Source organism: Streptomyces venezuelae (genome assembly GCF_008642355.1).
GTDB lineage: Bacteria > Actinomycetota > Actinomycetes > Streptomycetales > Streptomycetaceae > Streptomyces > Streptomyces venezuelae_B.
On record NZ_CP029193.1, the window covers coordinates 1,294,453 to 1,309,801 of the forward strand.

The window sequence follows — 15,349 nt, forward strand, 5'->3', positions numbered from 1 at the left end:
CGACACGCCGAGAGCGGTAGAAAGTGAAACAAAAAGTAGGGTGCTCCGAGGAGGTCTCGGAGCACCCTTTAGGCCATCTCAAAATATTTCTAGACGGTGATCAATGCCTCCAATACCGCCCCCTCCAGGGTGGTCTGAAGCCGCTGGCGACCGCCGAGAGACAGCAGCTCCATGAGTACCGCGAAGCCTGCGATCTCAGCGTCTGCTCTCCGGATGAGCCGCATCGCCGCCTCGGCGGTGCCGCCGGTGGCGAGGACGTCGTCGATGACCATGACGCGGTCGCCCGCCGCCAGGTCCTCGGCGTGCACCTCGATCTCGGCGCTGCCGTACTCCAGGTCGTAGCTCTGCCGGAGCGTCGCCCCGGGGAGCTTGCCCGCCTTGCGTACGGGGATGAAGCCGAGTCCCGCGCGCAGCGCGACGGGGGCGCCGAGGATGAAGCCGCGGGCCTCCAGGCCGACGATCTTCGTGGCCCCGTGCCGCACGCTGAGGTCCGCCAGCGTCTCCGTGAGCGCCGTGAACGCGGCCGGATCGGCGAGCAGCGGCGTGATGTCCTTGAACATCACGCCCGGCTTCGGGTAGTCCGGGACGTCGCGGATGCGGCTGAGCAGCAGCTCCGTGACGCCTGCGAGCTCGGTCATCGGCGCTTCCCCGAGGGCCGGCCACGGCCGCGGTTGCGCGACGCGGGCTGGCTGCGGGGGCCGACGACGGCGGGGGCGGCGTCACCGGGCACGGCGTCGTCCTCCGGCTCCTCGTCGGCGTAGGACTCCGGCGCCTCGGCGGACTCGCCCTTGGCGGCGGCCGCCGCGCGCTTGGCGAGCACCCGCTTCTTGAGGGCCTTCATCTGCGGCTCGCGCTCCTTGAAGTCGGCGACGAGCGGCGTGGCGATGAAGATCGAGGAGTACGCACCGGCCGCGAGGCCCACGAACAGCGACAGCGAGATGTCGTTGAGCATGCCCGCGCCGAGGGCGCCGCCACCGATGAACAGCAGGCCCGCCACCGGGAGCAGCGCGACGACCGTGGTGTTGATGGAGCGCACCAGGGTGCCGTTGATGCTGCGGTTGGCGAGTTCGCTGTAGGTGTACTTCGTCTGCTTGGTGATGTCCTTCGACTGCTCCTTCAAGCTGTCGAAGACCACCACCGTGTCGTAGAGCGAGTAACCGAGGATGGTCAGCAGACCGATCACCGTGCCCGGGGTGACCTCGAAGCCGACCAGCGCGTACACACCCACGGTGATGGTGATGTCGTGGATCAGTGCGATCAGTGCCGCCAGGGCCATGCGCCATTCGAAGGCGATGGCGAGGTAGATCACGACGAGGACCATGAAGATCGCCAGGCCCTGCCAGGCCTTGTTGGCGATCTGGTCGCCCCAGCTGGGTCCGACGAGGTCGGCGTCGATGTCGCCGGCCTTGACGTCCAGATCCTCGGCCAGCGACTTCTTGATCTGGTCGGACTTCTTGATGTCGACGCCCGCGATCTGGATGCGGAGCTTGTCGTCACCGAGCTTCTGGACGATCGCGTCGTGACCGGACGCCTTCTCCGCGGACTCCTCGGCCTGGGAGACCGAGACGCTCGTCTTCGGGGTGTTGAAGACGGCGCCGCCCTCGAACTCGATGCCCATGTTCAGGCCGCGCACCGCCAGGCCGACGATGGCCGTGATGGTGATCAGTATCGAGATGCCGTACCAGATCTTGCGCTTGCCGACGAAGTCGTAGCCGACCTCACCGCGGTAGAGCCTGGCGCCGAGATTGCCGAGCTTCGACATCTCACGCCTCCTTCGGGTCGACAGGGCCGGCGGTGGGAGGGGTGGTGCGGCGCGACCGGCGCAGCGGCGGCTTGGCGCCGAGCCGCTTCGGGTCGAGACCGGACCACTCGTGGCCGCTCGCGAAGAACTTCTTGCGCGCCATCAGGGTCATCAGCGGCTTGGTGAAGAAGAACACCACGACGACGTCGAGCAGCGTGGTCAGGCCGAGCGTGAACGCGAAGCCCTGCACCTTGCCGACCGTGACGACGAAGAGCACGGCGGCGGCGAGGAACGACACGAAGTCGGAGACCAGGATGGTGCGCCGGGCGCGCGGCCAGGCCCGCTCGACGGCGGGGCGCAGCGTGCGTCCCTCTCGGACCTCGTCCCGTACGCGTTCGAAGAACACGATGAACGAGTCCGCGGTGATGCCGATGGCAACGATCGCACCACACACCGCGGGCAGGTTGAGCGCGAACTTAATGGTCGGGCCGAGCAGCGTCATGATCGTGTACGTCAGCGCCGCGGAGACCAGGAGGCTCGCGATGGCGATGAGCGAGAGACCGCGGTAGTAGACGACCAGGTAGATGACGACCAGCGCGAGGCCGATGGCGCCCGCGATGAGGCCCGCCTTGAGCTGCTCGCCGCCGAGGGCCGGGCTGACCGTGGTGACGCTCTGCTCGTGGAAGGTCAGCGGCAGGGCGCCGTACGACAGGATGTTCGCCAGGTCCTTGGCGGACTCCTGGTTGAAGTTGCCGGAGATCTCCGCGTTGGTGCTCAGGACCACACTGACACTAGGCGCCGAAGCGACCTCACCGTCGAGGACGATCGCGAACTGGTTCTGCGGTGACTGCTGCTTCATGAGCTTGCTCGTCACGTCGGAGAACTTCTTCGAGCCGCCCTTGGTGAACTCCATGTTGACGACCCAGGCACCGGTCTCCTGCTTAATGGCCGCCTTGGCGTCGTCGACGTCCTTGCCGTTCAACTCGGCCGGGGCCAGGATGAACTTGTCCCAGGTCTTGCCGTCGGGGCTCTTGCCGCACGCGATGGTGGGCTCGGAGGGCTTGATGCCGCGGCCGGCGGCGGCGCGGGCCTTCTTGTCGGTGCAGTCCAGCTTGGTGAACTGCTCCTGGAGCTTCGCGGTGGCCGGGTCGGGCTTGGGCGTCTCGTCCTTCTTGCCGCCCTTGTCCTTGGCCTTGTCCGAGGCGGACGGCGTCGGGTCGTCCTTCAGGGCCTCGCTGACGGCGCGGCCCTGGGAGGTCGGGGTGGCGCTCGGGGAGCCCCCCTTGTCCGTCGCCTTGTCCGTCGCCTTGTCGGTCGCCTTGTCCTTGTCCTTCTCCTTGTCCGTACCGGACGAGGGGCTGGTGGACGGCTCCGGCGTGGGCTGACCGGGGGCCTGCGTGATCACCGGGCGGAAGTAGAGCTGAGCGGTCGTACCGACCTGCTCGCGCGCCTGCTTCTCGTTCGAACCCTTGGGGATGTTGACGATGATGTTCTTGTCGCCCTGGGTCTGAACCTCGGCCTCGGAGACACCCAGACCGTTGACACGGTTGTTGATGATGTCAACCGCGGTGTTCATGTTGTCCGGGTTGATCGCGTTCTTCTGGCCCGGCTCGTTCTTCGCCTCGAGCGTGATGCTCGTACCACCGGCGAGGTCGATGCCCAGGCGCGGCGTCGTGTGCCCGGAAAGGAACATTCCCCCGGTCAGCGCCACGAGGGCAATCAGGATGAAGACCAGCGAGCGTCCCGGCTTGCCCGGGGCGCTCTGCCTTCGGCCCTTCTTCGGTGCTGCCACCTTCTCGTTCTCCCTGTCCAACCGCCCGGACTCCGGTCTGCCCCCCTGCAGTGCGGGAGCCCGGGCGGGCGGCCATGAAGTGGTGTCGAGATTCGGCGCGAAATGCACGTGGTCCGGGACCCGTGGCGCGCGAGCGGCGCGCCCCACGGACCTCGGTCGTGACTACTTCGCGTCGGACTCGCCGTCGGTCTTCTTCGGCTCCGCGTCGTCGGCCCCGGCGGCCGCGTCCTTCTTGCCGAGGTCGATGGGCGAGTCGTCGGAGACGTCGGCGGGCTCGTCGGTCTTCTCGGTGAGGGAGGAGGCGTCGTCCGGGACGACGGGGGCGTCCTCGTTCAGGTCGTCCTCGGTGCCGTGCACGATGCGGTTGTACTCGTCGTCGTCGAGGACGGCGCCGATCGAGTTCTTCGCGTACACCGCGTGGACACCGGGGGCCACCTCAAGGAGGACGGCTTCGTCGTGAACCTCCTTGACGGTGGCGTACATGCCACCGATCGTGCGGATGCCGGTGCCGGGCTGCATCTCGTTACGCATCTGCGCGGCGGCCTGCTGCTTCTTCTTGGCAGACCGGGTCATCAGGAACATGGCCCCGATGAGCACGATGAACGGGAGGAGGGTCACGATATTCACGGGACGGAGTTTCCTTCGCAGGCCGCGCAGGTAAGCGGCCATGGGGATGGGGGTGGGCACGCCGCCCGACAAGGGCGGCATCGGCGGAGTCTAAGCGAGTCCGCACCTAACGAACAACGCTCAGCATGGCACCGCAGTTCCTGACGGGTCGACTCTCCGCGCCGTTGTTCTCCGGCCGGGGCGCTGTCTCGCCTTTATCACGTCCCGAACAAGTCCTGTTGTCCCTTTCCGCCCGCCTGGCGCGGGGGGACGAGGCCGAGGTGCGCCCACGCGGCGGGCGTCGCGACGCGGCCGCGGGGAGTGCGGGCCAGCAGTCCCTCGCGTACCAGGAAGGGCTCCGCCACCTCCTCGACCGTCTCGCGCTCCTCCCCCACGGCGACCGCGAGCGTCGACAGTCCGACCGGGCCGCCGCCGAACAGCTTGAGCAGGGCCTCCAGGACGGCGCGGTCGAGACGGTCGAGACCACGCCCGTCCACCTCGTAGACGGCGAGGGCCGCTCCCGCGATGTCCTGGGTGATGTGGCCGTCGGCCTTCACCTGCGCGTAGTCCCTGACGCGGCGCAGCAGCCGGTTGGCGATACGGGGCGTACCGCGCGAGCGTCCCGCGATCTCGGCGGCACCTCTCGGGTCGATCTCCACGTCGAGCAGCTGGGCGGAGCGGTGGACGACGCGCTCCAGCTCGGCGGGTTCGTAGAACTCCATGTGCGCGGTGAACCCGAAGCGGTCGCGGAGCGGTGGCGGGAGCAGGCCCGCGCGAGTGGTGGCGCCGACGAGCGTGAACGGGGGCAGTTCGAGGGGGATGGCGGTGGCGCCGGGGCCCTTGCCGACGATGACGTCGACGCGGAAGTCCTCCATCGCCATGTAGAGCATTTCTTCGGCGGGCCGCGACATCCGGTGGATCTCGTCGAGGAAGAGGACCTCTCCCTCCTGGAGGGAGGAGAGGATCGCGGCGAGGTCGCCGGCATGCTGGATGGCGGGGCCGCTGGTGATGCGGATGGGGGCGCCCATCTCGGCGGCGATGATCATCGAGAGGGTCGTCTTGCCGAGACCGGGGGCTCCGGAGAGCAGGACGTGGTCGGCGGTGGCGCCGCGCGCGCGGGCCGCCCGCAGGACGAGGTCGAGCTGCTCGCGGACCTTCTCCTGGCCGATGAACTCGCCCAGGTCCTTGGGGCGCAGGGCGGCCTCGACCGCCTGGTCCTCGCCGTCGGCGCCGGAGTCCACCAGCCGCTCCGCGGCGGGCCCGACGAGCCGCTCGGCCGCTCCGGCAGCTTCGTCGGTCGTGTCGTCCCAGTTCATGCGGTGTGCCTCGCGATGCGGTTCAAGGGGGGGCCGTCGGGTGCTTACGGGTAGGGCTAGCGGGTGCGGTTCAGGGTCTGGAGTGCGGCCTTGAGGAGCTGGCCGACCTGCGGCGTGCCCTCGGTGGCCTCGGCCTGCGGGGTGACGGCGTCGACGGCTTCGTCCGCCTCGCGCGTGGCGTACCCGAGGCCGATGAGTGCCGCGTGCAGCTGGTCGCGCCAGCCGGTGGTGACGGCCTTGCCGATCGCGGGGCCGCCGGTGCCGAGGGGCTCGCCGAGGCGGTCCTTGTACTCCAGGAGGAGCTTCTGGGCGCCCTTCTTGCCGATGCCGGGGACGGCCGTGAGCGCCTTCTCGTCGCCGGTGGAGACCGCGCGGCGCAGGGCGTCGGGGCTGTGCACGGCGAGCATGGCCTGGGCGAGGCGCGGGCCGACACCGCTGGCGGTCTGCAGCAGCTCGAAGGTCTGGCGCTCGTCGTCGTCCGCGAAGCCGTACAGAGTGAGGGAGTCCTCGCGCACGACCAGGGAGGTGGCGAGCTTGGCCTGCTGGCCGACCCGGAGCGTGGAGAGGGTGTTCGGCGTGCACTGGACGGCCATGCCGATGCCGCCCACCTCGACCACCGCGGTGTCGGGTGCGAGCGCGGCTACGGGGCCGCTGACGAAGGCGATCATGCGGTTCGGCCTTTCTGTGCTGCTGGCGTTGCTGTCTGTGCCGTCTGTGCCGTTCGTGTCCTGGCCGCGTGTGCGGCCACCGCCTGCTGGAGGCGGTTCTGGGCGGCGGCCTGTTGCAGGCGGTTCTGCGCGGGGGCGCGCCAGATGTGGCAGATGGCGAGGGCGAGGGCGTCGGCGGCGTCCGCGGGTTTCGGCGGTGCGTCGAGCCGCAGGAGGCGGGTGACCATCGCGCCGACCTGCGCCTTGTCGGCGCGGCCGCTGCCGGTGACGGCGGCCTTGACCTCGCTGGGGGTGTGCAGGGCGACGGGGATGCCGCGACGCGACGCACACAGCATGGCGACGGCGCTGGCCTGGGCGGTGCCCATGACCGTGCGGACGTTGTGCTGACTGAAGACACGCTCCACGGCGACGAATTCCGGCCGGTGCTCGTCCAGCCACTGCTCGATGCCGCGCTCGATGGCGACGAGCCGGTGCCCCAGCTCTGCGTCGGCCGGGGTCCGCACGACTCCGACGCCGCGCATCGTCAGCGGGCGTCCCGCGACGCCTTCGACGACTCCCACACCGCACCGGGTCAGCCCCGGGTCGACCCCCAACACGCGCACGCGGCCCCTCCAATCGCCTGTCCGTGCAGGCTATCGGGTCCCTCTGACAACGCGATGGGCCGACGGGGCGTGTCCCGTCGGCCCATCGCACACCCCAAGGGGGCGCGGGAATCTGCGCGAGCTGTCGCTTACGCGTCGACCTTCGCCATGACCTCGTCGGAGACATCGAAGTTGGCGAAGACGTTCTGCACGTCGTCGCTGTCCTCCAGGGCGTCGATCAGCTTGAAGATCTTCCGGGCACCGTCCTCGTCCAGTTCGACCTGCATGGTCGGGACGAAGTTGGCGTCGGCCGAGTCGTACTCGATGCCGGCGTCCTGGAGCGCGGTGCGGACCGCGACCATGTCGGTGGCCTCGGAGAGGACCTCGAAGGACTCGCCGAGGTCGTTGACCTCTTCGGCGCCCGCGTCCAGGACCGCGCCCAGGACGTCGTCCTCGGACAGCTCGCCCTTGGGGACGATGACGACGCCCTTGCGGTTGAAGAGGTACGAGACGGAGCCCGGGTCGGCCATCGAGCCGCCGTTGCGCGTCATGGCGACGCGCACGTCGGAGGCGGCGCGGTTGCGGTTGTCGGTGAGGCACTCGATGAGCACCGCGACGCCGTTCGGGCCGTAGCCCTCGTACATGATCGTCTCGTAGTCGGCGCCACCGGCTTCGAGGCCGGCACCGCGCTTGACGGCGGAGTCGATGTTCTTGTTCGGGACCGAGCTCTTCTTGGCCTTCTGGATGGCGTCGAAGAGGGTCGGGTTACCGGCCGGGTCGGCGCCGCCGGTGCGGGCCGCGACCTCGATGTTCTTGATCATCTTCGCGAAGAGCTTGCCGCGCTTGGCGTCGATCACGGCCTTCTTGTGCTTCGTCGTAGCCCATTTAGAGTGGCCGGACATCTGCCTGTCTCCTTCGCGTTACCCAACAACCAGTACGAACTCTCCCAGACCTCGAGGCTCCGGGGGGATCCCCGGAGATCCTACTAGGATCCCGCCTCCGGGTTACCGCGCGCCATCTCCACGAACAGTGCGTGGATCCGGTGGTCGCCCGTCAGCTCGGGGTGGAACGACGTGGCGAGGGCGTTCCCTTGACGTACGGCGACGACATGGCCCTCGTGTTCGGCGAGCACGTCGACCTCGGCGCCGACGGACTCCACCCAGGGGGCGCGGATGAAGACGCCCTCCACGGGGGCCCCTTCGACGCCCCGGACGTCGACGGCCGCCTCGAACGACTCGTTCTGCCGCCCGAACGCGTTGCGCCGCACGATCATGTCGATGCCGCCCACCGTCTCCTGGCCCGAGCGCGGGTCGAGGATCTTGTCGGCGAGCATGATCATGCCCGCGCAGCTGCCGTAGACCGGCATCCCGTCGCGCACGCGCGCGCGGAGGGGCTCCATGAGGCCGAAGAGAGTGGCCAGCTTGGAGATGGTGGTGGACTCGCCGCCGGGGATGACCAGGCCGTCGACCTCGGCGAGCTCCTCGGGGCGCCGGACCGGCCTGGCCACGGCGTCCGCCGCGGCCAGGGCGATCAGGTGCTCCCGTACGTCCCCCTGAAGGGCGAGGACGCCCACTACAGGGGTGTCCACCCTGGAGGTGTCACCTACGGGAGTGGTCATTACCAGCCCCGGTTCGCGTAGCGCTCGGTCTCGGGAAGGGTGTCGCAGTTGATGCCGACCATGGCCTCGCCGAGGTTGCGGGAGGCGTCGGCGATGATCTTCGGGTCGTCGAAGAACGTCGTGGCCTTCACGATGGCGGCTGCGCGGCGGGCCGGGTCGCCGGACTTGAAGATGCCCGAGCCGACGAAGACACCCTCGGCGCCGAGCTGGCGCATCAGGGCGGCGTCGGCGGGGGTGGCCACGCCACCGGCGGAGAAGAGGACCACCGGGAGCTTGCCGAGCTCGGCGGTCTCCTTCACGAGCTCGTACGGGGCGCGGAGCTCCTTGGCCGCGGCGTAGAGCTCGTTGTTGTCGAAGCCGCGCAGCTTGGCGATCTCGTTCTTGATCTGGCGCAGGTGGCGGACGGCCTCGACGACGTTGCCGGTGCCGGCCTCGCCCTTGGAGCGGATCATCGCGGCGCCCTCGGCGATGCGGCGCAGGGCCTCGCCCAGGTTGGTGGCGCCACACACGAACGGGGTCGTGAAGGCGAACTTGTCGCTGTGGTTGACCTCGTCGGCCGGGGTGAGGACCTCGGACTCGTCGATGTAGTCGACGCCCAGGGACTGCAGGACCTGGGCCTCCACGAAGTGCCCGATGCGGGACTTGGCCATGACCGGGATGGAGACGGCCTCGATGATCTCTTCGATCATGTTCGGGTCGGACATCCGGGCCACGCCGCCGTCCTTGCGGATGTCGGCGGGCACCCGCTCCAGCGCCATGACGGCGACCGCGCCGGCGTCCTCGGCTATCTTCGCCTGCTCGGCGTTGACGACGTCCATGATCACGCCGCCCTTGAGCTGCTCGGCCATGCCGCGCTTGACGCGGGCGGTGCCGGTCTCGGGGGACGCGTTGTTGCTGGAGAGGGTGCTGGACACGGAGTTGACCTCACTCGCTGAAAGAGGATTTCTGCAGCTCCGAGGAAACTCCCGGCGACCAGGCCACAGCAAGGGCCAATGGGTGACCGGTGGCTCGTTTTTTGGGGATGTGCCTGGTCAGAGCGTTTACGTGCCGCCACGCAGCCCTGTTCTGGCGGGCCTCGGCGTCACGCGGTCGCGCGGTCCGCCAGGGCGGTCGGCGGTTCGTCGTCCATCTCGAACGCCATCGGGAACGGCGCGTGGCCCGCGAGCCGGAACCAGCGGACCTTGCGGTGGCGGCGGAGTGCGCGAGCGGCGCGAACGGCGTCGTTGTGGAAGCGGCGGGCCATCGGCACGCGACGTACGGCCGCGGCCAGCTCGGTGGCCGCCTCGTCGCCGCCGGGGGCCTCCCGTACGGCCTCGACCTGCTGGACCTCTCCGAAGATGGCGCGCAGCGCCTGACTGAGCTCGCTCTCGGCGACCTCGCGCTGTTCCTCCTCCGCCTGCCGGGCCGCGTGGGCCGCTTCGTAGAGCACGATCGACGCGGCCGGGTCGAGGACTCCGGAGGTGGCCAACTCCTGGGCGACCGAGGCGCGGCGCAGCAGTTGGGCGTCCAGGGCGGCGCGTGCGGCGTCGATACGCGCGTGCAGCCGGTCGAGTCGGCCGGCGGTCCAGCTCAGGTACAGGCCGATCGCGAAGAGGGCCGCCGCGATCCAGATCAGGGTGGAGGTCACAGCCCGAGGCTACCTTCGGGCATGGGCGCCCATGACCGAGCCGCGGCGCCCCACGCCCCGTCTTCGGGGGCTCCGCCCCCGCGCCCCCGGTCCTCACACGCCGGGCGGGCTGAAAATCTGCGCCCCGGTCCTCATAGGTCGGACGGGCTGAAAGGCCCTCCGCCCCCTCACCCCTTCGAAGCCAACCCGAACCGCGCCCGCAGCCCCGAGCGTTCGTCCTCGGCGACCGACGTCGCGCCGTCCGTCACCGTTTCGTAGACCGCGAGGATGTCGGCGCCGACCGTCGACCAGTCGAAGCGGCGGACGTGGGCGCTGCCGCGTTCGCGCAGGCCCTCTCGGCGTTCCGGGTCGGCGAGCAGGCGTACCGCGGACTTCGCGAGGGACTCCGCGTCCTCGTTGCTGAAGAGGTCACCCGCCGCCCCCTGGTCCAGGACCTGCGCGAACGCGTCCAGATCGCTGGCGAGCACGGGCGCGCCCGCGGACATCGCCTCGACCAGGATGATGCCGAAGCTCTCGCCGCCGGTGTTGGGCGCCACGTACAGGTCGACGCTGCGGAGGAGCCGTGCCTTGTCCTCGTCGCTGATCATGCCGAGGAACTCCACCCGGGAGCGCAGTTCGGCGGGGAGGGACGCGACCGCCTCCTCCTCGTCGCCACGGCCCGCGACCAGCAGGCGGGCGTTCGGGCGCTCGGCGAAGATCTGCGGGAGGGCCCGCATGAGGACCGGCAGGCCCTTTCGGGGCTCGTCGATGCGTCCGATGAAGCCGATCGTCTCGCCCTGCCATTCGGGGCGCGGTTCGGCGTCGGCGAAGAAGTCGACGTCGACGCCGTTGGGGATGACGACCGCGTCGCCGCCGAGGTGTTCGACGAGGGTGCGGCGCGCGTACTCGCTCACCGCGATGCGCGCGCTGATCTTCTCCAGCGCGGGCTGCAGGATCGGGTACGCGGCGATCATCGCCCGCGAGCGCGGGTTGGACGTGTGGAACGTCGCGACGATGGGGCCCTGCGCGGCCCAGCAGGTGAGCAGGCCGAGGGAGGGCGACGCGGGCTCGTGGATGTGGATGACGTCGAACGTGCCCTCGTGCAGCCAGCGGCGCACCCGCGCGGCCGACAGGAAACCGAAGTTGAGGCGGGCCACCGAGCCGTTGTACGGCACGGGAACGGCACGTCCCGCCGAGACGACGTACGACGGGAGCGGTGTCTCGTCGTCGGCCGGGGCGAGGACGGAGACCTCGTGCCCGAGGCGGATGAGGTGCTCCGCCAGATCGCGGATGTGGAACTGGACGCCGCCGGGCACGTCCCACGAGTAGGGGCAGACGATGCCGATTCTCACGACGCCTCCCCCGCCGGGGTGGCGGCGCGGGGTTCCAGGTCGGCGAGCCACAGACGCTGCAGCATGTGCCAGTCCTCCGGGTGTTCGGCGATACCGGTGGCGAAGGCGTCGGCCAGCGCCTGTGTCATGACAGACGTCCTCTCGGCCCGCGTGCCTGTCTCGGGGACGTCGACGGGCGGGTGGACGCGGCCCTTCATGACGGGCGAATCGTCATACCAGAGGGTGACGGGCAGCAACAGGGCTCCGGTCTGCTGGGCGAGCATCGCGGGGCCCGCCGGCATCCGTGCGGTGTCTCCGAAGAACTTGACCTCGACCCCGGAGGCGGACAGATCGCGGTCGGCGACGAGGCAGACGAGGCCACCGGCCCGCAGCCGACGCGCCAGGGTCCCGAAGGCGGAGCCGCCGGTGTGGGGCAGGACCTCCATGCCGAGGCTCTCGCGGTAGGCGACGAAGCGGTCGTACAGCGTCTCGGGCTTGAGGCGCTCGGCGACCGTCGTGAAAGGGGTCCCCAGCTTGGTGGTGACCCAGGCGCCCGCGAGGTCCCAGTTGCCCAGGTGCGGCAGGGCGAGGATGACGCCCTTGCCCGCGGCGAGCCCGTCGGTGAGGTGGTGGACGTCCTTCACGTCGAAGCCGTCAGCGATGCGCTCCCTGCTCCAGGACGGCAGCCGGAAGGACTCCATCCAGTACCGCAGGTAGGAGCGCATGCCCGCCCTGGAGAGCTCGGTGAGCCGCTGCGGGCTCGCGTCGGGCACCACGCGCGCGAGGTTGGACTCCAGGCGGAGCACGCCTTTGCCGCGGCGCTTCCAGACCGTGTCGGCGATGGTCCTGCCGAGCCGCTCGGCGACGGGCTCGGGGAGCTTCTTGACGGTGCTCCAGCCGAGCCCGTACAGCCCGTCGGTGAGTCGGTCCTTCACTGCGCGGCCTCACTCTCCTGTGCCCCGGACGCCGTGGCGGCGTCCGCCTCCGCGGACTCCCGGCGCACGGTCACCACGCGCTGGACGAGGGTGACCATGCTGCCGACCGCGACGACCCACAGGGCGATGGGCAGCAGGATCTGGATGCCCGGGACACCGAACTTGTGCAGACCCGCGAGGCCCGCGGCGACCAGCGTGATCACCAGGCGCTCGGCGCGCTCCACCAGGCCGTTGACGGCGACGGGCAGGCCGATGGCCTCGCCGCGCGCCTTCGTGTACGAGACCACCTGGCCGCTGGCGAGGCAGAAGATGGAGACGGCGCAGAGGATGTTGTCGTCGCCCGATCCGGCGTACCAGAGGGCGAGGCCGCCGAAGATGGCGCTGTCGGCCACCCGGTCGAGCGTCGAGTCCAGGAACGCGCCCCAGCGGCTGGAGCGGCCGAGCTGGCGGGCCATGTTGCCGTCGACGAGGTCCGAGAAGACGAACGACGTGATGACGATCACGCCCCAGAAGAGCTCGCCCCGGGGGAAGAAGACCAGCGCTCCCGCCACCACACCGGCCGTGCCGATGAAGGTGACCGCGTCGGGGCTGACCCCGCGGCGGATGAGAAACGCGGCGAACGGCGTGAGGACACGCGTGAAGAATGCACGCGCGTACTTGTTCAGCATGGCCTTCCCGAGGGTTCGGTGCGCCGCGCGGCCCCGTTGGCCACCGGCGGGCCCATCGTAGTCACGCTGTTGACGGACCGGCTCGCCCCCTCACGATCGCGTACGACGTATGGACGCACCGTGACCCGAGTGGAAAGCTCGAAAGCATGACGGGCGCCGCCGGTGCCGCCCCGCACTCGGCCCCGCGCGTCCACGAGCAGCCAGCATCCCCGAGGGGGCTGAGCCTCCTCACCGTGCACGTAACCGGGAGGCCAAGGCATGGGCGACAAGGCGAACGCACACCCCGGAGCCGCCGGCAGGGCAGCGTCGGCCGACCACCCCGCGTCCGTACGGAATGTGGTGCTGGTCGGCCACAGCGGATCCGGCAAGACGACTCTGGTGGAGGCTCTCGCGCTGACGGCGGGGGCGGTGAACCGCGCGGGCCGCGTGGAGGACGGCGGCACTGTCTCCGACTACGACGAGATGGAGCACCGGCAGCAGCGTTCGGTGCAGCTGTCACTGGTTCCCGTCGAATGGGACGGGATCAAGATCAACCTGTTGGACACCCCGGGTTACGCCGATTTCGTCGGGGAGCTGAGGGCCGGTCTGCGCGCAGCGGACGCGGCCCTTTTCGTCGTCTCGGCGGCCGAGGGTGTCGAGGGCATCGCGGGTGCGACACGCATGGTGTGGGAGGAGTGCGCGGCCGTCGGCATGCCGCGGGCCATCGTGATCACGCACCTGGAGTCGGCCCGCGCGGACTTCGCCGCGATGACCCGCAGCTGCGCGCGGGCGTTCGGCGGCGACGACCCCGACGCCGTGGTGCCGCTGTACCTGCCGCTCCACGGCGAGCAGGGGCCGGACGGGCACGCCCCGGTGACCGGCCTGATCGGGCTGCTCTCGCAGCGGATATTCGACTACGCCTCCGGGGAGCGCAAGGAATCCGAGCCGGGCGCCGACCAACTCCCGCTGATCGAGGAGGCGCGGAACACGCTGATCGAAGGGATCATCGCCGAGAGCGAGGACGAGTCCCTCATGGACCGTTACCTCGGCGGCGAGGACATCGACTTCAAGACATTGGTGGACGACCTGGAGCGTGCGGTCGCGCGGGGCATCTTCCATCCGGTGCTCGCCGCGGCGCCGGCCGCGGAGGGCGCCCGTCAGGGCATCGGCACGGTCGAGCTCCTGGAACTCATCACGGGCGGCTTCCCGACCCCGCTCGAACACCCCGCGCCGGCCGTCACCACCCCCGGCGGCAAGGCGCGCCCCCCGCTGACCTGCGACCCCGAGGGCCCGCTGGCCGCCGAGGTCGTGAAGACCGCCTCCGACCCGTACGTGGGCCGGGTCTCCCTCGTCCGTGTCTTCTCCGGCACGCTGCGCCCCGACGAGACGGTGCACGTCTCCGGGCACGGCCTCGCGGACCGCGGCCACGAGGACCACGACGTCGACGAGCGCGTCGGCGCGCTCTCCTCCCCCTTCGGCAAGCACCAGCGCACCCTCACCCACTGCGTGGCGGGCGACCTGGCGTGCGTGGCCAAGCTGAACCGTGCCGAGACCGGCGACACCCTCTCCGCCAAGGACGATCCGCTCCTGATGGAGCCCTGGGACATGCCGGACCCGCTCCTTCCGCTCGCCATCCAGGCGCACAGCAAGGCCGACGAGGACAAGCTGTCGCAGGGCCTGGCGCGGCTGGTCGCCGAGGACCCCACGATGCGGCTCGAACAGAATCAGGACACGCACCAGGTGGTCCTGTGGTGTCTGGGCGAGGCGCACGCGGACGTCGCCCTGGAGCGGCTGCGCAGCCGGTACGGCGTGCAGGTCGACGTGGTGCCGTACAAGGTCTCCCTTCGGGAGACGTTCGCGGGCAAGTCCGCAGGACGGGGCCGCCACGTGAAGCAGTCCGGCGGGCACGGGCAGTACGCGATCTGCGAGATCGAGGTCGAACCGCTGCCCGGTGGCAGCGGCATCGAGTTCGTCGACAAGGTCGTGGGCGGCGCGGTCCCGCGGCAGTTCATCCCGTCCGTCGAGAAGGGCGTGCGCGCGCAGGCGGCGAAGGGCGTCGCCGCCGGGTACGCGCTCATCGACGTGCGCGTCACGCTCCTCGACGGCAAGGCGCACTCGGTGGACTCCTCCGACGCCGCGTTCCAGACGGCGGGCGCGCTGGCGCTGCGGGAAGCCGCGGCCGGCGCGCGGATCCATCTGCTCGAACCGGTCGCCGAGGTGCAGGTCCTGGTCGGCGACGACTATGTCGGGGCGGTGATGAGCGACCTGTCGGGGCGGCGTGGCCGGGTGGTCGGCACCGAGCAGGCGGCCGGCGGACGCACCCTGGTGCGGGCCGAGGTCCCCGAGATCGAGATCGGCCGGTACGCGGTGGACCTGCGGTCCCTGTCGCAGGGCACCGCGCGCTTCAACCGTACGTACGCGCGCCACGAGCCGATGCCGCCGCAGCTCTCCGAGAAGATCCGCGAACGGGCGCACGACGCCTCGTAGTTGCCGGCCACAGCCGTATGC

General features: G+C 70.2%; 14 protein-coding genes and 1 pseudogene. 1 reads left to right on the forward strand and 14 read right to left on the reverse strand.

Features of this window, described 5'->3' with window-relative positions; all coding sequences use genetic code 11:
• Positions 1 to 89: 89 nt before the first annotated feature.
• The 14 genes and pseudogenes from DEJ47_RS05995 to pgsA form a co-directional block, all read right to left on the reverse strand.
• Complete coding sequence (locus DEJ47_RS05995) at positions 90 to 638, reverse strand: adenine phosphoribosyltransferase (protein ID WP_150165637.1); 549 nt, start codon at positions 636 to 638, stop codon at positions 90 to 92.
• Positions 635 to 1,762 carry a protein translocase subunit SecF gene (gene secF / locus DEJ47_RS06000; protein WP_150165639.1) on the reverse strand — a complete coding sequence of 376 codons (1,128 nt, stop codon included), beginning with the start codon at positions 1,760 to 1,762 and terminating at the stop codon, positions 635 to 637. Before secF ends, DEJ47_RS05995 begins: the two co-directional genes overlap by 4 nt.
• Before the next feature lies 1 nt (position 1,763).
• Entirely contained in the window at positions 1,764 to 3,533 is a 1,770-nt protein-coding gene (gene secD / locus DEJ47_RS06005) for a protein translocase subunit SecD (RefSeq protein ID WP_150165641.1), read from the reverse strand.
• A gap of 162 nt (positions 3,534 to 3,695) precedes the next feature.
• Positions 3,696 to 4,160 (reverse strand): preprotein translocase subunit YajC, encoded by a 465-nt coding sequence (gene yajC / locus DEJ47_RS06010; RefSeq protein ID WP_150165643.1) that lies wholly within the window; start codon positions 4,158 to 4,160, stop codon positions 3,696 to 3,698.
• 197 nt (positions 4,161 to 4,357) lie between these two features.
• A complete protein-coding gene (gene ruvB, locus DEJ47_RS06015) occupies positions 4,358 to 5,455 on the reverse strand; it encodes a Holliday junction branch migration DNA helicase RuvB (protein WP_150165645.1) in 1,098 nt (365 codons plus the stop codon).
• A 56-nt stretch (positions 5,456 to 5,511) separates the two neighbouring features.
• Complete coding sequence (gene ruvA / locus DEJ47_RS06020) at positions 5,512 to 6,123, reverse strand: Holliday junction branch migration protein RuvA (RefSeq protein ID WP_150165647.1); 612 nt, start codon at positions 6,121 to 6,123, stop codon at positions 5,512 to 5,514.
• Positions 6,120 to 6,725, reverse strand: a complete 606-nt coding sequence (gene ruvC / locus DEJ47_RS06025; RefSeq protein ID WP_150165649.1) for a crossover junction endodeoxyribonuclease RuvC — start codon at positions 6,723 to 6,725, stop codon at positions 6,120 to 6,122. The genes ruvA and ruvC overlap by 4 nt, the downstream gene beginning before the upstream one ends.
• Positions 6,726 to 6,853: 128 nt before the next feature.
• Positions 6,854 to 7,606, reverse strand: coding sequence for a YebC/PmpR family DNA-binding transcriptional regulator (locus tag DEJ47_RS06030; RefSeq protein WP_150165651.1), 753 nt, complete (start codon positions 7,604 to 7,606; stop codon positions 6,854 to 6,856).
• Between the two features lie 83 nt (positions 7,607 to 7,689).
• Complete coding sequence (gene pdxT / locus DEJ47_RS06035; protein ID WP_150165653.1) at positions 7,690 to 8,322, reverse strand: pyridoxal 5'-phosphate synthase glutaminase subunit PdxT; 633 nt, start codon at positions 8,320 to 8,322, stop codon at positions 7,690 to 7,692.
• Entirely contained in the window at positions 8,322 to 9,236 is a 915-nt protein-coding gene (pdxS, locus tag DEJ47_RS06040) for a pyridoxal 5'-phosphate synthase lyase subunit PdxS (RefSeq protein ID WP_150165655.1), read from the reverse strand. Before pdxS ends, pdxT begins: the two co-directional genes overlap by 1 nt.
• 167 nt (positions 9,237 to 9,403) lie before the next feature.
• Positions 9,404 to 9,949, reverse strand: a complete 546-nt coding sequence (locus tag DEJ47_RS06045; protein WP_150165657.1) for a hypothetical protein — start codon at positions 9,947 to 9,949, stop codon at positions 9,404 to 9,406.
• Between the two features lie 167 nt (positions 9,950 to 10,116).
• Positions 10,117 to 11,280, reverse strand: coding sequence for a glycosyltransferase family 4 protein (locus DEJ47_RS06050; protein WP_150165659.1), 1,164 nt, complete (start codon positions 11,278 to 11,280; stop codon positions 10,117 to 10,119).
• Positions 11,277 to 12,194, reverse strand: coding sequence for a phosphatidylinositol mannoside acyltransferase (locus tag DEJ47_RS06055; RefSeq protein WP_150165661.1), 918 nt, complete (start codon positions 12,192 to 12,194; stop codon positions 11,277 to 11,279). The genes DEJ47_RS06050 and DEJ47_RS06055 overlap by 4 nt, the downstream gene beginning before the upstream one ends.
• Positions 12,191 to 12,918: pseudogene (gene pgsA, locus DEJ47_RS06060) on the reverse strand (phosphatidylinositol phosphate synthase). Before pgsA ends, DEJ47_RS06055 begins: the two are co-directional and overlap by 4 nt.
• A gap of 202 nt (positions 12,919 to 13,120) precedes the next feature.
• Between pgsA and DEJ47_RS06065 the strand changes: the two are divergent.
• Positions 13,121 to 15,328: an elongation factor G-like protein EF-G2 gene (locus DEJ47_RS06065; protein ID WP_150165664.1), complete on the forward strand. Its 2,208-nt coding sequence runs from the start codon at positions 13,121 to 13,123 to the stop codon at positions 15,326 to 15,328.
• The last annotated feature ends 21 nt before the right edge of the window (positions 15,329 to 15,349 follow it).

Coding starts and splice junctions, on each gene's coding strand:
- DEJ47_RS06065 (WP_150165664.1), top strand. CDS start 13,121: ATGGGCGACAAGGCGAACGCACACCCCGGAGCCGCCGGCAGGGCAGCG.
- secF (WP_150165639.1), bottom strand. CDS start 1,762: ATGTCGAAGCTCGGCAATCTCGGCGCCAGGCTCTACCGCGGTGAGGTC.
- DEJ47_RS06030 (WP_150165651.1), bottom strand. CDS start 7,606: ATGTCCGGCCACTCTAAATGGGCTACGACGAAGCACAAGAAGGCCGTG.
- pdxT (WP_150165653.1), bottom strand. CDS start 8,322: ATGACCACTCCCGTAGGTGACACCTCCAGGGTGGACACCCCTGTAGTG.
- ruvB (WP_150165645.1), bottom strand. CDS start 5,455: ATGAACTGGGACGACACGACCGACGAAGCTGCCGGAGCGGCCGAGCGG.
- ruvA (WP_150165647.1), bottom strand. CDS start 6,123: ATGATCGCCTTCGTCAGCGGCCCCGTAGCCGCGCTCGCACCCGACACC.
- DEJ47_RS05995 (WP_150165637.1), bottom strand. CDS start 638: ATGACCGAGCTCGCAGGCGTCACGGAGCTGCTGCTCAGCCGCATCCGC.